Annotated in this window: 20 protein-coding genes; 1 reads left to right on the plus strand and 19 read right to left on the minus strand. The window is 63.0% G+C overall.

Going from position 1 to position 21,156, the window contains the following annotated elements; genetic code table 11:
* Nucleotides 1-5: 5 nt before the first annotated feature.
* The 14 genes from paaK to J6524_RS32720 form a co-directional block, all read right to left on the minus strand.
* A complete protein-coding gene (gene paaK / locus J6524_RS32655; protein ID WP_225678009.1) occupies nucleotides 6-1,337 on the minus strand; it encodes a phenylacetate--CoA ligase PaaK in 1,332 nt (443 codons plus the stop codon).
* A gap of 18 nt (nucleotides 1,338-1,355) precedes the next feature.
* The gene (paaI, locus tag J6524_RS32660; RefSeq protein WP_225678010.1) at nucleotides 1,356-1,814 is read right to left on the minus strand and encodes a hydroxyphenylacetyl-CoA thioesterase PaaI; all 459 of its coding nucleotides are present in this window, start codon (nucleotides 1,812-1,814) and stop codon (nucleotides 1,356-1,358) included.
* Nucleotides 1,815-1,948: 134 nt separating this feature from the next.
* A complete protein-coding gene (paaE, locus tag J6524_RS32665; protein ID WP_225678011.1) occupies nucleotides 1,949-3,028 on the minus strand; it encodes a 1,2-phenylacetyl-CoA epoxidase subunit PaaE in 1,080 nt (359 codons plus the stop codon).
* Nucleotides 3,029-3,140: 112 nt separating this feature from the next.
* Complete coding sequence (gene paaD / locus J6524_RS32670) at nucleotides 3,141-3,641, minus strand: 1,2-phenylacetyl-CoA epoxidase subunit PaaD (RefSeq protein WP_225678012.1); 501 nt, start codon at nucleotides 3,639-3,641, stop codon at nucleotides 3,141-3,143.
* Nucleotides 3,635-4,411 carry a 1,2-phenylacetyl-CoA epoxidase subunit PaaC gene (gene paaC / locus J6524_RS32675; protein WP_225678013.1) on the minus strand — a complete coding sequence of 259 codons (777 nt, stop codon included), beginning with the start codon at nucleotides 4,409-4,411 and terminating at the stop codon, nucleotides 3,635-3,637. Before paaC ends, paaD begins: the two co-directional genes overlap by 7 nt.
* Before the next feature lie 126 nt (nucleotides 4,412-4,537).
* Entirely contained in the window at nucleotides 4,538-4,825 is a 288-nt protein-coding gene (paaB, locus tag J6524_RS32680) for a 1,2-phenylacetyl-CoA epoxidase subunit PaaB (RefSeq protein WP_225678014.1), read from the minus strand.
* Between the two features lie 11 nt (nucleotides 4,826-4,836).
* On the minus strand, nucleotides 4,837-5,829 hold the full coding sequence (gene paaA / locus J6524_RS32685; protein ID WP_225678015.1) for a 1,2-phenylacetyl-CoA epoxidase subunit PaaA: 993 nt from the start codon (nucleotides 5,827-5,829) through the stop codon (nucleotides 4,837-4,839).
* Nucleotides 5,830-5,904: 75 nt separating this feature from the next.
* Nucleotides 5,905-6,774 carry a phenylacetic acid degradation operon negative regulatory protein PaaX gene (gene paaX, locus J6524_RS32690; RefSeq protein WP_225678016.1) on the minus strand — a complete coding sequence of 290 codons (870 nt, stop codon included), beginning with the start codon at nucleotides 6,772-6,774 and terminating at the stop codon, nucleotides 5,905-5,907.
* Nucleotides 6,775-7,149: 375 nt separating this feature from the next.
* The gene (locus J6524_RS32695; protein WP_225678017.1) at nucleotides 7,150-7,920 is read right to left on the minus strand and encodes an esterase/lipase family protein; all 771 of its coding nucleotides are present in this window, start codon (nucleotides 7,918-7,920) and stop codon (nucleotides 7,150-7,152) included.
* A 190-nt stretch (nucleotides 7,921-8,110) separates the two neighbouring features.
* Complete coding sequence (locus J6524_RS32700; protein WP_225678018.1) at nucleotides 8,111-9,397, minus strand: DUF445 domain-containing protein; 1,287 nt, start codon at nucleotides 9,395-9,397, stop codon at nucleotides 8,111-8,113.
* 209 nt (nucleotides 9,398-9,606) lie between these two features.
* The gene (locus tag J6524_RS32705; protein ID WP_225678019.1) at nucleotides 9,607-10,083 is read right to left on the minus strand and encodes a phasin; all 477 of its coding nucleotides are present in this window, start codon (nucleotides 10,081-10,083) and stop codon (nucleotides 9,607-9,609) included.
* Nucleotides 10,084-10,319: 236 nt separating this feature from the next.
* Nucleotides 10,320-10,913 carry a GNAT family N-acetyltransferase gene (locus tag J6524_RS32710; RefSeq protein WP_225678020.1) on the minus strand — a complete coding sequence of 198 codons (594 nt, stop codon included), beginning with the start codon at nucleotides 10,911-10,913 and terminating at the stop codon, nucleotides 10,320-10,322.
* Nucleotides 10,910-11,992, minus strand: a complete 1,083-nt coding sequence (locus J6524_RS32715) for an alpha/beta fold hydrolase (protein ID WP_225678021.1) — start codon at nucleotides 11,990-11,992, stop codon at nucleotides 10,910-10,912. Before J6524_RS32715 ends, J6524_RS32710 begins: the two co-directional genes overlap by 4 nt.
* Nucleotides 11,989-12,369, minus strand: a complete 381-nt coding sequence (locus tag J6524_RS32720; protein WP_225678022.1) for a hypothetical protein — start codon at nucleotides 12,367-12,369, stop codon at nucleotides 11,989-11,991. The genes J6524_RS32715 and J6524_RS32720 overlap by 4 nt, the downstream gene beginning before the upstream one ends.
* 164 nt (nucleotides 12,370-12,533) lie before the next feature.
* Between J6524_RS32720 and J6524_RS32725 the strand changes: the two genes are divergently transcribed.
* Complete coding sequence (locus tag J6524_RS32725) at nucleotides 12,534-13,448, plus strand: alpha/beta fold hydrolase (protein WP_225678023.1); 915 nt, start codon at nucleotides 12,534-12,536, stop codon at nucleotides 13,446-13,448.
* Nucleotides 13,449-13,462: 14 nt separating this feature from the next.
* On the opposite strand, the gene J6524_RS32730 is transcribed toward J6524_RS32725, so the two are convergent.
* The 5 genes from J6524_RS32730 to J6524_RS32750 form a co-directional block, all read right to left on the minus strand.
* Nucleotides 13,463-14,137, minus strand: a complete 675-nt coding sequence (locus J6524_RS32730) for a spermidine synthase family protein (RefSeq protein ID WP_225678024.1) — start codon at nucleotides 14,135-14,137, stop codon at nucleotides 13,463-13,465.
* A 160-nt stretch (nucleotides 14,138-14,297) separates the two neighbouring features.
* Entirely contained in the window at nucleotides 14,298-17,537 is a 3,240-nt protein-coding gene (locus J6524_RS32735; RefSeq protein ID WP_225678025.1) for a bifunctional cytochrome P450/NADPH--P450 reductase, read from the minus strand.
* A 130-nt stretch (nucleotides 17,538-17,667) separates the two neighbouring features.
* Complete coding sequence (locus J6524_RS32740) at nucleotides 17,668-18,663, minus strand: alpha/beta fold hydrolase (RefSeq protein ID WP_225678026.1); 996 nt, start codon at nucleotides 18,661-18,663, stop codon at nucleotides 17,668-17,670.
* Between the two features lie 11 nt (nucleotides 18,664-18,674).
* Nucleotides 18,675-20,222, minus strand: coding sequence for a WS/DGAT/MGAT family O-acyltransferase (locus J6524_RS32745; RefSeq protein WP_225678027.1), 1,548 nt, complete (start codon nucleotides 20,220-20,222; stop codon nucleotides 18,675-18,677).
* A 156-nt stretch (nucleotides 20,223-20,378) separates the two neighbouring features.
* Nucleotides 20,379-21,113: an esterase/lipase family protein gene (locus tag J6524_RS32750; RefSeq protein WP_225678066.1), complete on the minus strand. Its 735-nt coding sequence runs from the start codon at nucleotides 21,111-21,113 to the stop codon at nucleotides 20,379-20,381.
* Between the last annotated feature and the right edge of the window lie 43 nt (nucleotides 21,114-21,156).

Below are 21,156 nucleotides of genomic sequence, written 5' to 3' on the forward strand. Positions count from 1 at the left end.
AGGAGTTATCCTTTCGGCCGCTTGTCGTAAACCCGTTTGGCTTTGCCGAGCGAACGTTCCAGCGTGTCGGGCGCCACTGCCTTGATGCGGGCGGTGATGCCGATGGTGTTCTTGATGAAGACCGAGACTTTCTCGGCATGCGCCTCCAGGCCGCCGGCGTCCCAGCATTCGGGCCGGGCTTCGGCGAGCACGGTCATCTCGTCCATCCGCCCTTCCCGCGTCAGTTCGATGATGAAGTGGCCACCGCACCAGTCGGTCGCCAGCAGCGCCTCCTCGATCTGGGTCGGAAATACGTTGACGCCGCGCAAGATGATCATGTCGTCGGAACGACCCGTCACCTTCTCCATGCGCCGCATGCCCGGCCGCGCCGTGCCCGGCAGCAGCCGTGTCAGGTCGCGCGTGCGATAACGGATGATCGGAAAGCCCTGCTTGGTGAGCGAAGTGAATACCAGTTCGCCCTTCTCGCCATCCGGCAGCAATCTACCGGTGTCGGGATCGATCACTTCCGGATAGAAGTGATCCTCCCAGATGTGCAGGCCGTCTTTGGTCTCCACGCATTCCTGTGCGACGCCGGGGCCGATGACTTCCGACAGCCCGTAAATATCGGTTGCGTCCATGTCGAAGGCCTGCTCGATCTCCGCGCGCATCGCGTTGGTCCAGGGCTCGGCGCCGAAGATGCCGAACTTCAGCGAGGATTTTCGGGGATCGAGACCCTGCCGTTTGAACTCGTCGAGAATCGCCAGCATGTAGCTTGGCGTCACCGTAATGATGTCGGGTCTGAAATCGTTGATCAGTTGCACCTGCCGCTCGGTCATGCCGCCGGAGATAGGCACCACGGTACAGCCGAGCTTTTCGGCGCCGTAGTGCACTCCGAGGCCGCCGGTGAACAGGCCGTAGCCATAGGCATTGTGAATGATCATGCCGGTGCGGCCGCCGGCGGCGCGGATCGAGCGCGCCATCACATCCGACCAGATATCGATATCTCCTTGCGTATAGCCGACCACGATCGGTTTGCCCGTCGTGCCCGAGGAAGCATGAACACGGACCAGCTTTTCGCGGGGGACCGCGAACATGTTGAAGGGATAGTTGTCGCGAAGGTCGGTCTTCACCGTGAACGGGAATTTGGCGAGATCGGAAAGCTGTTTGAAATCGGAGGGATGCACGCCGGCTGCATCGAACGCCTTCCTGTAATGCGCGACGTTGTCATAGGCGTGCTTGAGCGACCAAGTGAGGCGCTTGGTCTGCAGCGCCATGATCTCGTCGCGCGAGGCGCGTTCGGCTTCATCCAGTTCGGGATGGTAGCCACTTCCACTGGACTTCAATCTTGCCATGGCCATGACGCGTTTCCCTTGTTGCTATTCTTGCGTGGCTGAGCCGTCCGCATCCGGCAGCCAGGTGCCCGCGATGGTGCGGGAATGGCCGCGGAACTCGGCGATCACGACATCGCCGGCGGTGACGCGGACGTCGTAGATACCTGACCTGCCGTTGCGCGAAACTTCGCGCGCGGTCGCGACCAGCACGTCGCCGAGCTTGCCCGGCCGGATGAAGGTGATGTCGCATTGCGCGGCGACGGCGCGTTCGTTGCGGGAGTTGCAGGCAAAGGCGAAGGTGGAATCAGCGAGCAGGAAAATGAAGCCGCCATGGGCGATGCGCTGGCCGTTGACCATGTGCGGAGCGACCGTCATCGTCAGCGTCGCCTGCCCGGGCTTGATCTCGACAATCTTCATGCCGAGGCCCTTGCTGGCGTCGTCTTCCTTCCACATCGCATCCGCGCAGGCTCGGGCGATCTCATCCGGCGAAAGCGCGACGTTCATAGCTGATAACCCGCTCTGCGAGACGGTTCCACGACGTTCTCTCCCTGTGCGTACGGGCCTGTTTGAACGGCCTCTTTACGAAGTTACTTCGTGTTGGGTCGAAGCACCAAGGGTGTCAACGACCACGGTTTTCCCTAGACATGATCGTAATCGACCACGACCTTGTCCGAACATGGCCGTGCCTGGCAGGTCAGGATGAAGCCTGCCTTCAGCTCCCACGGCTCCAGCGAATAATTGACCTCCATCTCTGCGTCGCCTTCAACCAGCTTGGCGCGGCAGGTCGAGCACATGCCGCCCTTGCAGGCGAACGGCAGATCCATGCCGGCGCGCAAGGCGGCGTCCAGGATCGCTTCACCTTCGGCAACGGGCACCTCGCGCCGCTTGCCGTCGATAATCAGGGATGCCACAGCTTTCGGCGGCGCCGACGGCTCGACAATCTTCTTCGGACGCGGCTTGCCGCCGAACTCCGAGACGAAGCGCTCGACGTGAATGCGATCCTCGGGGATGCCGATGTCGCGGCAGGTCGCCTCGATGTCCTCGCTCATGCCCATCGGGCCGCAGATGAAGACGTGATCGACGCTCGCCGCCGGCACCAGGGAGCGCAACAGCACGCGCACCTTCTCGCCGTCGAGCCGGCCGTGCAGAATCGGAATGTCCTGCTCCTCGCCCGAGATCACATGAAAGAGTGAAAACCGCTGCATGAAGCGGTCCTTCAGTTCCTCCAGCTCTTCGAGGAACAGCATGCTCGATGTCGTGCGGTTACCGTAGAACAGGAAAAAGCGGCTGTGCGGCTCGCGGGCGAGCACGCCCTTGATGATCGAGAGGACCGGCGTGATGCCGCTGCCTGCGGCAAAGCCGACATACACCCTCGCCTCGTCGGGCGCATGCGCGACGCCGAAGCGGCCGGTCGGCGTCATCACGTCGAGTTCGTCGCCGGCTTTCAGTTCCTCCGCCGCCCAGTTCGAGAACGCGCCGCCATCGACCTTCTTCAGGGCGATTCGCAGCTCGCCGTCGTCGGGTCCGGAGCAGATCGAATAGGAACGGCGCACCTCTTCACCATCCATCGTCGTCCGCAGCGTGAGGTATTGGCCGGGGGTGAAGCTATAGTCGTCCTCCAGCTCCATCGGGATGGCGAAGGTCATGGACACCGCGTCGGCGGCCTCGCGGCGGAGGTCGTTGATGGCGAGACGATGAAAGCGCGGCGCGTGGGACATTAGTTGCCTCCACCGTCATTGCGAGGAGCTAAGCGACGAAGCAACCCACACTTGCTTTGCTGCCGAATGGATTGCTTCGCTTCACTCGCAATGACGGTCATGGATCGCGATCTCAATGACATTTGAAATAATCAAATGGTTCGCGGCAGGCCTTGCAGCGCCACAGCGCCTTGCAGGAGGTCGAGCCGAACTCGGACAGCAGCTCGGTATTATCAGAGCCGCATTGCGGACAGGCCACCTGCTGTTCGCCGAACAGCGCGCGGCGCGAGCTTGAGGCTAGCGGCGGCGCGATGCCGTAGGCCCTGAGTTTGTTGCGCCCGTCTTCGCTCATCCAGTCGGTGGTCCAGGCCGGCGACAACACGGTGCGGACGGTCGGCCGCGCGATGCCGGCGCGCTCCAGCGCCAGTTCGATCTCCAGCGCGATCATGTTCATGGCGGGACAACCGGAATAGGTCGGTGTGATCGCGACCTCGACGCGGCCGTCATGCACCTCGACCTCGCGCAGCACGCCGAGATCGGCGATGGTGAGCACGGGGATCTCGGGATCGACGACCTGTGAGGCCGCCTCCCAGGCGCGCCGGCGCAGATCGGTATCGCTGAGAGCCGTCACCATGTCGCCCCCGGAAAAGTCCGCTGCATCGACTGCAGCTCGCTGAGGAGATGGCCGAGATGCTCGCTGTGCCGGCCGCTGCGGCCGCCCTGCTGCATCCAGTCCTTCTTGGGCAAAACGAGCGTTGCCTCGGCGACAACGCCGCTAATCGTCTTCAGCCATTGCGGACGCAGCGGCGCCGGATCGACCGCGATGCCGGCATCAATCAGCCCGCGTTCGCTGTCGTCGACGGAAAACATCTCGCCGGTAAAGGCCCAGAGCTCGTCGATCGCCGATTGCACGCGGCCGTGGCTTTCCTCGGTACCGTCGCCGAGCCGAATGATCCATTCCGAGGAATGGCGCAAATGATAGGCGCTTTCCTTTTCCGATTTCGCGGCGATCGCCGCCAGCGTGGCGTCGGTAGAGCGCATCATCGCGCGCCAGTAGAGATCGGCAAACGCTGCGTAGAAGAACTGCCGCACCATAGTGCGGGCGAAATCGCCATTCGGCTGTTCCAGCAGCAGGAGATTACGGTACTGCCTGACGTCGCGTAGATAGGCGAACTTGTCCTCGTCATTGCCCCTGCCCTCGACCTTGGCCGCATAAGTATAGAGTTCGCGGGCCTGGCCGAGCAGATCGAGGCCCATATTGGCGAGCGCCATGTCCTCTTCCAGCATCGGTGCATGGCCGCACCATTCCGACAGCCGATGCCCCAGGATCAGCGCATCATCGGCGCGGCGCAGCGTGTAGAGCACCAGCGGGGTTTCGGAGACGGTGATATTGGCTGCGGTCATATACCTTCGTCCTTGCATCCACTTGTTCAACCGTCATCCTGAGGAGCCTGCGTAGCAGGCGTCTCGAAGGATGGGCCGCGGGCTACATGGTTTGAGACGGCGCTGCGCGCCTCCTCACCATGACGGCTACATATGCCCGACTTCCTCGGGCACGTGGTAGAACGTCGGATGCCGGTAGATCTTGGATTCCGCCGGCTCGAACATCATTCCTTTCTCGGACGGATCGGACGCGGTGATCGCGTTCGACGGCACCACCCAGATCGAGAGGCCCTCGCCGCGGCGGGTGTAGATGTCGCGCGCGGCCTGCAGCGCCAGCGTCGCATCGGTGGCGTGCAGCGAGCCGACATGCTTGTGCGCGAGGCCATTGCGGCTGCGGATGAAAACTTCCCAGAGCGGAATGTTCGGCGTTGCCATTGCTCATCTCCCTACTCGGCGGCCTGCAAGGCAGCGCGCTGCTTGCGTTTCGCCGCATAGGCCATCGCTGCCTCGCGCACCCAGGCGCCCTCTTCATGCGCCCTGCGCCGCGCCGCCATCCGGTCGCGGTTGCAGGGGCCGTTGCCTGCCAGCACCTGCTTGAACTCTTCCCAGTCGATCGCGCTGTATTCCCAATTGCCGTTTTCGTTCTGCTTCATGCCGGGATCGGGAATGGTCAGCCCCAGGAATTGCGCCTGCGGCACGGTGGCATCGACGAATTTCTGGCGCAGCTCGTCATTGGAGAAGCGCTTGATCTTCCATTTGGTCGAGGTGTCGCTGTGCTGGCTGACCTGATCGGGCGGGCCGAACATCATCAGGACCGGCCACCACCAGCGGTTCAGCGCGTCCTGCGCCATCGCCTTCTGCTCTTCGGTGCCGCGGCACAGCGTCAACATGATCTCAAAGCCCTGGCGCTGATGGAAAGACTCTTCCTTGCAGACGCGGATCATCGCGCGCGCATAGGGGCCGTAGGAGCAGCGGCACAGCGGGATCTGGTTCATGATCGCCGCGCCATCGACCAGCCAGCCGATCGTGCCGATGTCGGCCCAAGTCAGCGTCGGATAGTTGAAGATCGAGGAATACTTTGCCTTGCCCGCCAGCATCAGGTCGACCAGCTCCTCGCGCGAGGAGCCGAGCGTCTCGGCGGCGGCGTAGAGATAGAGCCCGTGGCCGCATTCGTCCTGCACTTTGGCGAGCAGTGCCGCCTTGCGGCGCAGCGACGGCGCGCGGGTGATCCAGTTGCCTTCGGGAAGCATGCCGACGATTTCGGAATGCGCATGCTGCGAAATCTGCCGCGTCAGCGTCTTGCGGTAGGCCGCCGGCATCCAGTCGTTGGGCTCGATCCGCTCCTCGGCATCGATCCGCGCCTGAAACCGCGCGGCACGTTCGGCGTCCTCAATGTGGCGGTCTTCGCCGTCGGACGAATTGAGCGCCTGTGTATACATGGCGGACCTCCCGGTATTTGTTGGGAGGCAATATATGACATAATTTTCGATATGCAATATATTTCTGTAACATATCTACGCCCCGTCGAACCGATGGAACAGTTCCGCGTCAGGCTTCGGCAGCGGCCCGTTTTCGTTCGTCGCATGGCGATCAAGCCATTGTTCGGATGCGGGAAGCAGCGCGCGATAGATCTCGCCGCAGAGCGCGCGGGCCGCCCTGCCCGGCCAGTCCGCCGGCAACAGCGAGGTCGGCAGCAGCGGATCGCGCAGCACCACGCGGCGGTAATGGTGGATCAAGAGAACGCGCGCGGTGAAGGCATCGGCCTCCGCCAAGCGCTCTCCCTTGCCGATCCACTCGCGTAGCGGCGCGAAGGTCTTCATGAACTTCTGGTAGGCGTCCGCGGTGCGATGAAGCGGCCAGCTTTCGCTGAGCAGCCGCCGGCCGCTATCATCCTCTGCCGAGACTTCGAGGCGGATCGCGCCCGAGGCCTCCTTCGGAATCGGCACACCCGAGGGCGCAACCCAGACGCCAGGCAACGGGCTGCCGAAGCCCGCGTTCTTCAGCGCCTCGCGCGAAGCATCGCGGTCTTCGCCATTGCCGATCAGCAGCAACTCAAATCGCCCGGTCCAATCGGAGGCCGGCGGGCCATAGATGTGTTTCGTTGCGATATCAAAAGTTTGCCGCCCGCTCTGCACAAGGCGATAGAAGCTGTTGCGGCCAACTTTATTGCGCTCGAACCAGCCGTCGGCCGTGAGCCGCGACATCGCGGTGCGCACCACGCTGGGGTCGATGTCGAGTTGCTCGAAGAATTCGAGCAGCGTGCCGAGCCAGACCGAGCCGCCGCGCGGCACGATCGCATCACCAAACACGGTGATGACGATCGAGCCGGTGCGCGACGGTTCGCGCTTCAACTGCTGAATGATGCGGGCAAGTGGCGGCGGCATGCGTCAACGCATAGCGCGTTTTGCCGAGGTGCAACAACGCTGATGCTGCAGGACGGCCGCATGGTCCGAGACGCGCGGCGCCCCGCGCTCCTCACGATGAGGGTCTGGATTGCGACCAGGAAGAAGGTGCGCCCCCTCTCCCGCTTGCGGGGGAGGGCTGGGGTGGGGGTGTCTCCGCGGGCGACGCTGCCCGAGTGGAGAAAGCCCCCACCCGGCGCTTCGCGCCGACCTCCCCCGCAAGCGGGAGAGGTGAAACGCGGATGCGGCCAAATGGATCTAACCAATTATCATCGTGCTCTAAGACCTCATCCTGACGAGGGGCCGTAGGCCGCGTCTCGAAGGATGAAGCCTCGAACTGCAGGGCGTGCGTACGGACTACCGATGCGGATCCGGGTAAACCACGCTGCGCCAGCCGCTGCGGTCGAACGGGGCCCATTCGCCTTCCGGCTGCGCCAGGCGATCGGCGACGGCGTAGACGACGGCGGGGTGATGCCCCATGCCGCAATGGCTGCTCTCGACCTCGATGCTCTCGGACATCGCGGTCGTCTTTTCCATGCAGCCCTGCCAGGCGCAGATGCCGTCGGTGCGGCTGAAGATCGCCGTGGTCGGCACCGGCGGTGCATCCATCAGCCGGCCGCCAAAGCGCGGATCTTCCTCGTCGGCGCGGCGGCCGCTGGCCAGCTCATAGACGCGCCAGGCGTTCGTCGCCTTGGGGCCGGCCGCGAACGGGCTGCCGAGCGTGATCACAGAGCGCACGCGCTCCGGCATCATCTTGGCGAGCTGGCGCGCATAGAGGCCACCGAGGCTCCAGCCGACCAGCGAGACCTTGCGGCCGTGCGTATCGTTCATTTCCTGCAAGAGATCGACCATCGCGTCCTGCACGCCATGGCGCAGACCGAGGTTGCGGCCCTGCCGCCAGCCGCTGACGGCGTAGCCGCGCGAACGCAGGAAGGCACGCAGCGGACGCGTCGAGACATCGGACGCAACAAGCCCGGGCAGCACCAGCACCGGATGCCCATCGCCGCGTGGCGCAAGGCTCAGGAGCGGCAACGCGCCGAGAAACGCACCCAGTTCGGAAATGGCCCGGCCTTCCAGAAGCATCAGCGTCCTGGACGGCGGGGCAAGCGTCTGCGCAGCAACGGACATCATGTCTCCTCTCGGGGCGCGGCCCCGTACGTCTCGGCAGCCGGCCACTGGTTCAGTTGGATTGGCAACTGCGATAGAATCGTTCCGCAACGCAACATTGTTCCCTAAAAAAGCTAGGGAACCGCGTCTGGCCTTGCAAGCCAACCGGATCACACTTGCGCGAAGTAAAAGCGTTGACGTGACGAAATAGTCACAGCAGCCGGAGCAGATATTCGAGGGTGTAAAGCGCCAGCCCTGCAAGCCCGCCGATCAGCGATCCGTTGAAGCGGATGTATTGCAGGTCGCGGCCGATGTTGATTTCGATCAGCGAGATCAACTGCCCCATGTCCCAGGATTTCACTTGGTCGGAGATGAAGGTGGAAACGCCGCTCTTCTGTTCGGCGATCACGGTTCGCAGCACGGCGACGAGGCCCTGGTTGATTTCGGCGCGCATTTCGGCATCGCCCGCCAGCGCCTCGCCCGCGTCCATGAATACGCGCACGAGATATTGATGCAGCACCTGGATTTCGCCCGAGGCGCTGCGCTCGAAAAACGAGCGCGTGTTCTCCCAGATGTGGCGCGCAAGGTTGGCCAGTTCGGGGCGCGCCAGGAGATCGCGCTTCAAGCCGGCGATGCGCTCGGCGTAAATGGGATCGCTGTCGAGCCGATCGACGAAGGTCAGTATCATGCGATCGAATTCGCCGCGGAACGGATGCTTAGGATCGCTACGGACTTCCTCGAAGAAGGCGGTGGCGGAAGCGACGATCTTGTTCACGAGAAACTTGTCGGCGCGATAGAGCTTTAAAAGCGTCGGCAGTTCGTTGCGGATCTTCTCGCGGATCATGGCCATCGTTTCGGCCTGCGTCATCATCTCATGCACCCCGCGCAGGAGATCGTCGAGCAGGCCCTTATGGCGGCCCTCCATCACGAACTCACGCAAGGTGCCGGCGGCAAGCGGCGCGAGATCGATCGCCATCAATTGCGCCCTGATCCGGCGGCTGACGAAAGTCATCAGCCCGGAGTTCTCGGTCGCGGCCACCGCTTCGGGCAACAGCCGCAGCGCAAAGCGCGCGAGATCCTCGCTGCGCTTGCGGTCGCGCAGCCAGTCGGCGATGAACGAGCCGAAATCGATCTGCCGCAACTTGGCTTCGACCGGCGCCGCTTCGAGGAAATGCACTTCGATGAATTGGCCGAGCTTGTCGGCGATGCGATGCTGGTTGCTCTGGATGATCGCAGTGTGCGGGATCGGCAGTCCCAACGGGCGTTTGAACAGCGCCACCACGGCGTACCAATCGGCAAGGCCGCCGATGGTGGCAGCTTCGGCAAAGGCTGCGATGAAGCCGAACACGGGATGCAGCGGCAGCATCGCCCTTGCGGCGAGGAAGATCGCAAACGTCGCCATCAGTACTGAGGTCGCCAACAGCTTCACGCGCCGCAGTTCGGCGGCGCGCGCGGTGTCGCCGGGAGTGTCGATGGCGAAGGTGGCCGGAAGGGGCATGAGGGCTTTCGAGTGGACGACGACCCTCATCCTGAGGAGCCGCGAAGCGGCGTCTCGAAGGATGAAGGCCCCATCGTGGCCTCATGGTTCGAGACGGCGCAAGAGCGCCTCCTCACCACGAGGGTCCAGATTGATCTATGCCGAGACTGGACAAAAAGAAGGCCCGCATCAGCGGGCCTTCGCAACGGCAGTAGTCAGACAGATCGCGATCAGGCAGTCTTGGAATAGACCTTGGCGAAGTTGTCCTGCGCAGTCTTGGCGCTGTCGGCGACGAGCTTGCCAAGATACTCGGTGGTGGCCTTCGCCCGCGAGACGAACACTTCGCCACGCGCGCGGACCAGGTCCGACTGGATCTGGGCGGCTTCGCTCAGCGACTTGGCCGAAGCGAGCTTGTCGATGCCGGCAAAGAACGCTTCCGCGTCCTGATAAAGCGCCTGCTGGATGTTGCGGCTGATCTTGGCGGCCTCGGAAACCGAACCGGCGACGGCGGTCTCGATCGCGGCGGTGACCTTCTCGGAGCCGGCATAGGCGTCGGCAGCGCGCTCCTTGGCGGTCTCGGCCTGCTTCTTCACGAACTCACGGGCAGCTTCCGGAACTTCCAGGTTCTGGAGCTTGGTAAACGCTTCGGTGACGGGCGCGAAGGCTTCCTTAACCGTATTCAGCATGGAATTGGTATCGGTTGTCATTGGGGTCTCTCCATCCTCAGGTTTGAGCAACGGGGCTCACCCCGTCCGCATTGGCCCGGGGCAGAAGTGTTGTGCCATAGTTAATGGTGCGGCGCAACATTCATGTTGCGCCGCGATATCACGAATTCGTGATCAGCCTAATGGATGAGCGGTTCGCCCAGAGAACCGGCAAAGTTCCACCTCAGGAGCCGGCCCGTCCACTTTGCATGGGGTTGTTTTCGCGATTTTGCGCCTGGCTAGTGCTGGACCGCCCCGGGAACCCCATAGGCCTCGAGCTGCGCCCGGACCTGTGCCACATTGTGCCCGAGCACGACGATGTCGTGCTTCTTGCCGTCGACGTCCCGGACATGGTCGCGCAACAGGGCCTCGGCCCTGAAACCGAGGCTTTCGAACAGAGCGATCGCCGCCTGCTGGTCGACCGTCATCTGGACCGATAGCTTTTCCAGGCCGGCGCCAAGCGCCAGTGCAAAGGTCTCCTGGGATAGCGCCCGGCCGACCCCCTGCCCGCGAACATCCAGCGACACCACCATGCGGATCTCGCCGACATGGGGCGACCAGGAATGCGGATCGCGCACCAGCGTACCGCAGCCGACCACCGTCTCGTTCTTCACCGCCAGCAGGCTGACGATGGCGCCGCGCTCGATCTCGTTGATCCAGGCCGACAGTACCTTTGGCTGGCTGATGTTGCGCGGCAGGAACAAGAGATCATGGGTCGGGAGCTTTTGCGCGAACGCCAGCACTGCGGCCTCGTCGGCACGGCCCATCAGACGGAATTCGATATCGCCGGCGTCGGTCTTGACGTGGCAGGGATAGGAACGTGTTTCGCTCATGTTGATCTCTTACCTAGCCAGGAATCCAGTTTCGGCCACAGCCGCTTGATCGCATTGGCGCCGGCGACGACGCTGACGTGACCGCCCTTGAGGATCACCTCTTCCTTGTCTTCGGAGCCGATCTTGGTGATCAGATGCTTTGCCGCATCATACGGCACGATGTGATCGTGCTCAGCGACCGCGTGCAGGATCGGCACCTTTATGTTCGCAAGCTTCGCCTCGCGCCCGCCGACCGTCATGGTGTCGTTGTAGAGCTTGTTGTCCCACATCAGGTCCTTGGTAATGGCGCGAAAGTACTCTCCGGCCAGCGGCAAGGTGTCTGTGCCCCAGCGATCCATCATCCGGTAAGCCTTGACGTATTCGTCGTTCCAGATGTTTTCCCAGAGCTGTACCTGGCTCGCGACCCGCGAGGCCGGTCGCAACATCTCGAACGACTGCAGGATCAGTTCGGGCGGCATGTTGCCGGTGGTGTCGATCAGGCGGTCGACATCGAAATAGCGCCGGTCGGCGAAGTTCGAGAACAGCTTCATCTCGCGGAAGTCGATCGGCGTGGTGAAGCAGATCAGGTTCTTCATCGGGCCGTCGTGGAAGATCGAGCCGTACAGCAGCGACAGCACGCCGCCGAAGCAATAGCCGATGATGCTGACGTCCTTCTCGCCGGAATCCTGCTGCACGCGGCGGACGCAATCCGGAATGAAATCGAGGACGTAGTCTTCCATCCGCAAGGACTTCTCTTCCGGCTTCGGCGCAGTCCAGTCCAGCATGTAGACGTCGTAGCCGCGCTTTAAGAGAAATTCGATGAAGCTCTGACCGGGCACCATGTCGAGGATGTAGCCGCGATTGGTGGTGGCCATCACGATCAGTATCGGCACGCGGTAGATTTCATTCGCGATCGGCCGATAGTGATAGAGGTTCATGGTGCCGCGAACGGCCAGGATATCCTTCGGTGTCGAGCCGAGCGAGGGACCGGAGGTGGAGAAATATTCGACGCCCTTGATGCTGCGCTGGATGGCGCGCTGTACTTCGGACTGGACCCGCTCCGAGATGGAGGCAAAATCGAGACCCGTGGGAGCGTTCATTTCTGCTCTCCCTCCGAGGGCGGGCGCTTGGTGCGCGGCGGACGCGGGGTCCCATAACCGCTGTCCGGCGCCAGCGAGTTATGGTGCACCTGCTGCAACAGCGCCTTGATCTCGTTGAGCTGGCCCTCGATGTTCTGCAGCCGCTCGGCCATGCCGACCAGTTGCGCCCGGCTCGGCAGGTTCATCGCGAGCAGATATTTCTCCATGAGCTCGCCGAGCTGCTTCTGCGCGCCCGCGGTGGCGCCGCCGACCTGATTCATCATTTTGGAAAATTCGGGCGACGCCATCGCCTGGTTGGCAAAGGAGTTGAACCCCTTTTCCATCTCCCCGATCATGGTCTGCCAGATCACGGCAGGATCATTGCCTTTGTCGGCCATCGGCGCCCTCTCCCTTAACGGTTACGAGCGCTTGCCACGCTTCGCTTTGATTACCCATACCACACCGTTGCGGCGGGCCGGTCAACCGCTGCCAAGCCTTCTGCGGTGCGGGAAACCGTGCCATAGTTACTCAAAGCTCAGGTCACCTTAAGGGAAGACACGCGATGCTCGCCCATCAGCCGCCACAGATCGCTCGCGCCAACGGCATCGATATCTGCTACGAAATTTTTGGTGATCCCTCCGCGGAACCGCTGCTCCTGATCATGGGACTTGGCGCCCAGATGATCCATTGGGAGGACGACTTTTGCCGCCAGCTCGCCGCGCGCGGCTTTCGCGTCATCCGCTTCGACAACCGCGACATCGGCAAATCCTCCCACTTTTCCGGCGGCAAGCGCCTGACCGCGTTCGAACTGCTGAGACAGCGCTTCCTGAAGATTCCGGTTGCGTCGAGCTATAAGGTGATCGACATGGCCAAGGACACGGTCGGGCTGATGGACGTGCTCGGCATTAAATCCGCGCACCTCGTTGGCGCGTCGATGGGCGGCATGATTGCGCAGGAAGTTGCGATCGCCTTCCCGCAGCGGGTGCGTTCGCTGACCTCGATCATGTCGACGACAGGCAATCCCAAAATCCCGCCGCCGACGCGCGAGGCCACTGCCGTGCTGATGGCGCCGCCGCCGCGCACCAAGGAAGAATATTTCGAGCGGTTCGCCAAAACCTGGAAGGTGCTGCGCGTCGGCTCGTTCCCCGAGGACGAGGCGCTCGACCCGGCGCGCGCGGCGCGTACCTGGGAGCGCGGCCTCAATCCGGCCGGCGTCGCACGGCAGTTGCGCGCGGTGCTGGCTTCCGGCAGCCGCAAGCAACGGCTGGCTCAGGTGAAGGTGCCAACGCTGGTCATCCACGGCACGGTCGATCCCCTGGTGCGCCCCGAAGGCGGCAAGGACACTGCAGCCTCGATACCCGGCGCAAAGCTCCTGATGATCGAAGGCATGGGCCACGCCCTGCCGATTCCGATGTGGCCGCAGATCATCGACGCCATCGACAAGCACGCGCATGGCGCTGCGGCAAAGGCGGCGTAGGCGCTCCATCCGGTCTACGCCTTACTTGCGATCCAGATGATGTGGCGCACGCCGCGGCCTTTGCCGGTGGCGCGGATGTTGATTTCGTTGACGTCGAAGCCCGCGCTGCCAAGGCGTTTTGCGAATGCGGGATTGGGTCCGGATGACCAGACCGCCAAAACGCCGCCGGGGCGCAACGCCATTCGCGCTGCGTTCAATCCGGTCGAGCTATAGAGCGCATCGTTGCCCTTGCGCGTCAGTCCCTCCGGGCCGTTGTCGACGTCGAGCAGAATGGCGTCTAATTTTGACCGGTGCGAGCGGATGATTTCGGCGACATCGGCCTCGCGAACGGTCACGCGCGGATCATTCAGGCTATCACCAAAAATTTCCGCCATCGGGCCGCGCGCCCAGGCCACGACGGCCGGCACTAGTTCCGCCACCATGATCCTGGCCTTGCTGCCGAGCACGGCAAGCGCCGCGCGCAAGGTAAAGCCCATGCCGAGGCCGCCAATGAGCATGTGCGGGCTTGCGACCTTCTCGATTCTTTTCGCAGCGAGCGTAGCCAGCGCTTCTTCCGAGCCGGACAGACGGCTGTTCATCAGCTCGTTGCTGCCGAGCTTGATGGAGAACTCCTTGCCGCGGCGCATCAGGCGGAGTTCGTCGTCGGTGCCAGGAATGCGGGCGATGTCGATCTTTTCCCAGGGAATCATGCTGGGCTTTTAGCATGATCCGCCGACCCCACGCGCAGTCATCGTCCGGCTTGACCGGACGATCCAGTATCCCAGGGCCGCGGTTATTTGCGCGCTTCTTCACGACCGTCGCGGCGTACTGGGTCCCCCGCTTTCGCGGAGGAAGACAACGGTGCGAGCCTTACCCGCCCGCCCACACATCCAGCACGTAGCGGTTCTTCGTGCCGAGATCGTCGATCCAGCGCAGGCCGGCATCGGCGCCCGCACCGGACTTCTCACGGTAGATCGCAACCAGCGCCGCCTTGACATCAGGCTCCATCCTGCCGCCATCGCCGCAGACATAGATGATCGCGCCCTCTTCGATCAGGCTCCAGACACGATCCTTCTGCGCGGCGATCTGATGCTGCACATAGCTCTTCGGCCCGTCGCCGCGCGAGAACGCCGTATGCAGCTCAGTGATGTCGTCGGCGGCGAACGCCTTCAGCTCGTTGGCGTAGAGGAAATCCTGTTCGGGATGGCGGCAGCCGAAGAACAGCATCGCGGGGCCGAGTTTTGCTCCTTCCGCCTTCCGGTGCGCGCGTTCCTGCAGGAAGCCGCGGAACGGCGCGAGCCCGGTGCCCGGGCCGATCATGATCAGGGGTACCGACGGATCGTCCGGCAGGCGGAAGCCGGCCTTGGTCTCGCGCACCGTCGCATGCACGCTGTCGCCGACGCGGCGGCCGGCGAGATAGTTGGAGCACACGCCCTTGTAGATGCCGCGGCCAGAGCTTGCCGGCGCGTCGACCACACCGACGGTGACGCTGCAACGCGCAGGGTCGATCGAAGGCGACGACGAGATCGAGTAATAGCGCGGCGCCAGCAGCGATAACATTTCCAGATAGGCGTGAAACGGCAATTCGCAGGCCGGATGTTCCTCCAGGAGATCGAACACCGATTTGCGCTTGGCCAGCACGTCCAAGCGATAAAGCTCCGTGGATGCGGCATCGTCGCCGACATAGGCGAGCAGCTTCGGCTTGGTGACGGGGCAGCGCGTGTGCTCCGACATGATCTGGATCTGCTTGCGGGTCGCGATCTGCTGCAGTTCGACGAACTCGGTCAATAGCCGCCCGACCGAGACGGCATCGCCGACCGGCAATTGCGCGCGGCGGCCTTCCGCGACCTGCAGCCGTATCTGATCAGCCGGCAGGAAGCCGAAGCGGCGCGCGACGGAATCGACCAGCGCCGGATCGTTGCGCGGGACGACGCTGAGATGGTCTCCGACGCGATAAGTGATCCCGGGCGGCAGTTGCACCTCGATATGTCGGGTCGAGCGTTCGGAAGGATTGGCACCGGCCTTGCTCTGCAACTCGGAATTGACCAGCACCTTCATCGGCGCGACGCCGCCCTGCGCCACGATGGTGTGAACCGCCGAGGGCGCCACCGGTTCGATGGAATAAAGCGGCGCGTCGTCGGCACTGCGAGCGAAGCCGGAATCGACACCAAGCTCCTTCATCGCCGCGGGCGCGGCAGCCGCGAACCATTTCTCGAACTGACCGTCGAGGTCGCTGCGGGCATCGCCCTCCCCGCGGGCATAGAGGCTGCGCGCGCCATGCGCCGCCAACTGCTCGTCGATTAGACGCGGCACGGATTGATAGGTCGCGGCCCAATCGCTGTTGCCGCAGCCGAACACAGCATAGCGGACCTTCGCGAACGCATCCTTCGGCAGGCCACTATCCAGCCATTTGACGAACTGCGTGGCGTTGTCGGGAGCCGCGCCGTTATAGGAGGCGCAGAAGATGAGAAGCGCACCCTCCTCCGGCAGCTTGCCGACATAATCGTCGAGTGCGCCGAGCCGGGTCTCGAAGCCGTTGACTTCGGCGAGATCGGCAACGCGCGTCGCCAACTCTTCCGCCGTGCCGAGGTTGGAGCCGTAGAGCACCAACAGCGGCGTGTTATGTCCGGGGCGGGTGCGGGCCTGCGGCGCCGCCGCGCCCGAGGCTGCTGCCGCCACCGCAGCGCGGCCGGCGAAGGCGCCATGGTCCTTGTCGGCGCGCGGCCGCACCTTGATCTTGAAGCCGTCGGGCTTCACCGTCAGCGTTTCCTTCAGATGCATCTGGTAGCGGTGCACGTCGATCAACTTGAAACGTTGCAGGATCATGCCGATCGCGAGCGCTGCTTCGTGCATCGCAAAGCCGCGGCCGATGCAGGCGCGCTGGCCGTTGCCGAACGGTTTCCAGGCATTGATCGGCCGCCTGGCCTCCGCCTCGCGGCTGAAATTTTCGGGATCGAACACGTCCGGGTTAGGGCCCCAGACGCTGGGATCGCGGTGCAGCGCCATCACCAGAACCGTGATGAAAGTGTTCTTCTTCAGCTTGTACTTGCCGCCCCCGATGGTCTCGTCTTGAAGCGGCGTGATGCCATAGGCCGGCGCCGGCGGCCACAACCGCAGCGCCTCCTTCAAAATTTGCGTGATGTAGGTGAGCTGCGTGACCTGCTGATAGGTAGGCTTGGCGTTGATATCGGGCCCGAGCACCCGGTCGACTTCCTCATACGCCTTCTTCAGCACCTCGGGATGCTTGAGCAATGCATAGATGGTGCATGAAAGGAGCCCGCTGGTCGTCTCGTGGCCTGCGATCAGGAATGTGTTGATCTGGTAGCGGATGTTGACGTCGTCGAGCTGCTCGCCGGTGACACGGTCGACGCCGGTCATCATGGCGCCGAGCATGTCCTTCTTGGCCTCAGCGGCGTCCGAATTGCCGCGGCGCTCGGCGATGATCTCGTCGACCATCTTGTTCATGAAGATGACGTCTTGGGCGAGCGTCTTGCGCCGCTTCTGCATCCAGAGATTTTCCAGCGGCAGGCCGCGGGTCATCATGATGGTCTCGAGCGAGCGCACCAGCGCTTCCACGAACGGGTGATAGTCGCGGCGATAGAACGAATTGAAGCGGTAATCGAAGCCGCACAGCCCGATGGTGTCGAGCGTCAGCGCCGTCATGTCCTGCACGACGTCGATTTCTTCGTCGGGGTTAAGGCGCTCCCATTTCTTGACGAGCTGCTCGGCAATGTCGACCATGCTCGGGTGATAGGATTGCATCGCGCGGTTGCCGAACGGCTGCAGCAGGATGTTGTGCGCCTTGCTCCAGTTCGGCTCAGTGGTATCTGCGGTGAACAGCCCGTCGCCGCCGACCGCGCGCACGCGGCGCAGCGAGCCGCGCACCGTCTTGTCGAACCGCTTCTCGTCGGAGAGCTCGTCGATCAGGTCATGGCCGGAGACGATCACGATCGGCGCGCCCATCATGTCGAGCCAGAAGATCGGCCCGAGCTCTTTGCTCAGCCGCACCAGATGCTGCACCGGCGCGTTGGGATCGAGCGACAGCATATTGCCGACGACGGGCTTCTTCGGCGGATGCGGGATCGGGCTGAGTTTGTTGCTGGACGCCATTGTCGAAGTGTCTCCTGCCTGCCTCAACCGTCATTGCGAGCGAAGCGAAGCAATCCATCGTCCCCCAAACGAAAGAATGGATTGCTTCGTCGCTTCGCTCCTCGCAATGACGGTGAGATAGCCCTCTTACTTAACCAAACCGCTTCCTACGCCATTCAATCAGCTTGGCGCTGACCTCGTCCGGCTTTTCCTGCTGCGTCCAATGGCCGCTGTCGCGCACGAGATATTTTTCAAGATCGGGGACAAGCCGCTCCATGCCTTCGGTGGCCGACGGCGGCAGCACGGCATCGTTCTCGGCCATGATCATCAGCGACGGCACGCGGACCGTGTGATCGAGCCCCTCTGAGCGCTGCCAATTGCGCGAAAAATTGCGATACCAGTTGATGCCGCCGGTGAAGCCGGTCTTGGTGAAGGTGTCGACGAACACCTTCTTCTCCTCCGCCGACAGGATCGGCGTGCGCGGATCGTGCTTGGCATCGTAATTCGCGATCATCTGCGGAAACGCCAGATTGAGCCGCGCCGAAGCGCCGACGCCGGCAATCGGCTGTTCCTCCGGCGTGCCCGGGGGCCGTGCCACCGGCTTGCGCATGAACGCGTCAAATGTCTGCTCTACCCGGCTGCCGAAAATCCTGTCAGGCTCGCGGCCAGGGTCCTGGAATTGCACGATGTACATCTTGTCGCCGAAGCGCTGCCGAAACAGTTCGATCGGATCGGCGGGCATGCGATCCCAATGCGGCGTGTTGACGCCGACGACGCCGGCCACACGACTAAGATGGCGCAGCGGCATCTGCCAGACGACGAAGCCGCCCCAGTCGTGACCGACGAAGATCGCCTTGTCGATCTTGAGATGATCGAGCAGGCCGACGAGATCGCCAGTCAGATGCTCCATGTCATAGTCCTCGACCGCCTCGGGGCGATCGGTCGCGCCATAGCCGCGCTGATCCGGCGCAATCACCCGGATGCCGGCCTCACTCAGCGCCTTGATCTGGTGACGCCAGGAAAAGGCCAGCTCCGGCCAGCCATGGCAGAGGATGACCGGCGGCGTGTCGGTTTTGGGCCCTGCTTCGTAGTAGCCCATGCGGATTCCGTTCACCTGGGCGAACTGAAGTGGCGGCATTTCAATCATCGGTAAGATTCCTACTCGGCAGCGCCCTTGATTTCGGAAGGCGGCGGCGCGTAGGCCGCCTCCAGCGCGTCAAACTCGCCAGGCAGCATGTTGCAGAGAACCTGGACATGCGGAATAATGTTGGCGCCGGCGATGAATCCGAAATCGAGCTGGTCGCGATAGCTCTGCACGGTGATGTTGAGCGCGATGCCATGCGTCGAGATCGACACCGGGTAAATGTGCAACAGCTCGGCCCCGGCGGCATACAGCGTCTGCCGCGGCCCTGGCACGTTTGATACCGTGATGTTGGCCGCCGGCGGCAACACGTCGGAGAGGTTGGAGCGGCTATAGAGCAGCGCAAGGATCTGGGTCACGATCGGCGCGCCCAGCATCGAGAGGTTGGAGACTTGCGGCATCAAGCCCCGCAGCGGATGCGACATCTCCTTCGACTTGGTGGATTGCGCGATGATGGTTTCCAGTCGCGTTTTTGGATCGTCGACATTGGTGGCGATCGAGCAGATCATGCCGAACACCTGGTTATTGGCATCGGCATTGCCCTCCTCGCGCAGCGATATCGGCACTGCCGCCGTCAGGGATTTGTTCGGCAGCCCGCCCTGGCTGATGAGATATCGCCGCACCACGCCGGAAGCCAGCGCCAGCACGACATCGTTGAGCTTGCCGCCGGACGCCTTCGCCAGCGCTTTGGCGCGCGACAGCGAGATCGAGACACCGGCAAAGCTGCGCTCCGACGAGATCGTCTTGTTGAGGATGGTCGGCGGCGAGGTCATGCTGGCGAGGCTATCGCGCGATTTCGGATCGGAAATCTTGCCGACCACATCGGTAAGAGACTTGAGCACCGTCGGCACGCTGCTGGCGAACTTCACCGCAGTCTCGATCTGGAACATGGCATTGTCGAACAGGATCGAGCCGAGATCGCTTTTGCCCGTGCGCGGCAGTTCGAGGCTCTTTGGCGCCGCCTTGGCGTCGAACGGCTGGGTCCAGAGCTGCTGATAGGAATCGATCAGGTTGGCGGCGATGTCACGCGGCTCCGGCGCCACCTTGCGCGCCGTCGGCGGATCGACCTGACGCGGCACCGGCGTGATGTCATAGATCATGCTGGTGAGCGCCGCACCGGCGCCGCCGTCGATGCAGGCATGGTGCATCTTGGAGTAAAGCCCGATCTCGTTGTCCTTCATGCCTTCGAAGACATAGAACTCCCAGAGCGGACGGGCGCGATTGAGCAGCTTGGCATGCATCCAGCCGACGATGCGCTCCAGCGTCGCGCGGTCGCGCGGCTCCGGCAGGCTGGCGCGGAAAATGTGGCGGTCGATGTCGAACTGGTCGTCCTCGACCCATGACGGGTGATCGATGTCGAGCGGCGCCTTCTCCAGGCGGGCTTTCAGGATCGGTGCGATGTGCAGCCGCGAGGCGATCATCGCCTTGAACTCTTCGAAGAAGTCGCCCTTGTAGCCTTCTGGCAGGCGGAAGATCGCCATGCTGCCGACGTGCATCGGCATCTCAGGCGTTTCCAGATAAAGGAACGACGCGTCCAGCGACGACAGTTTCTTGGCGTCCGCCATATTTTCCTCCCGCAGTAGAAAAACGCGGCGCCTTGGCGGCGCTTCTGGCGTCTGAAATGTCTTTGTTATTGGAGCATATCCGAAGACCGCTAGCCATCCCGCATCGATTGCAGGGCGGGACCTTTCCAGATCATGCCCTAAAGCCGGGGCGTGGGTTTACGATTGTGCATTTTCAGGCGGGCCATAGGCAATGGCAAAAGGTCCTGATCGGTCAAAATGCTTGAATTTGCCCTCCGGCTGCGCCAGCCGGTCGGCCACCGCCCACAATGCTGCGGGATTGACGCCGAGCCCGATATGGCTTGCGAAGTACACCTCGATGTTTTCGGCCGTCGCGGAGGGACGCAACAGGCTGGTGCGCCAGTTCACGATGCCGTCGGTGCGGGAATAGATCGAGGTCGCCGGCACCGGCAGGTCACCCGCGATCGCCGCGCGGATTTCAGGAAAGTCGTCGACGGTCTCCCCTGACAGCGCCTCGTATAGCCGGGTCGCGTTGGTCGCCCGGATGTCATTGGCGAACGGGCTGCCGAGCGTGATCACCGAGCGCACGATCTCCGGCATCTGCACTGCGAGATCGCGCGCATAGACGCCGCCCAGACTCCAACCGACGAGGCTGACCTTGCGTCCTGTCGATTCATAAATGCTCCGCACGAGATCGCGCAACGCGCCGCGCTTGGAAGCGACACCGCCGAAATTGCGACCCATGTTCCAGGCATGGGCATCGTAACCGAGTTCTCTGAGGTAGCGCCGCATCGGCGCCATCGAAATATCGCTGGCGAGAAAGCCCGGCAGCGCCAGCACGGGATGCCCATCGCCCTTCGGCGCGCGCAACAACAGCGGCGACAGCAAGAGGCTCGAATTCAATTCGAACAGGCCTCTCGCCTCCGCGAGCATCAGGAACAGGCTCGGCGGCCGAAGCCTTTGCTCTTCCGTCGCC

Origin of the sequence: Bradyrhizobium hereditatis, assembly GCF_020329435.1 — a bacterium.
GTDB classification, from domain to species: domain Bacteria; phylum Pseudomonadota; class Alphaproteobacteria; order Rhizobiales; family Xanthobacteraceae; genus Bradyrhizobium; species Bradyrhizobium hereditatis.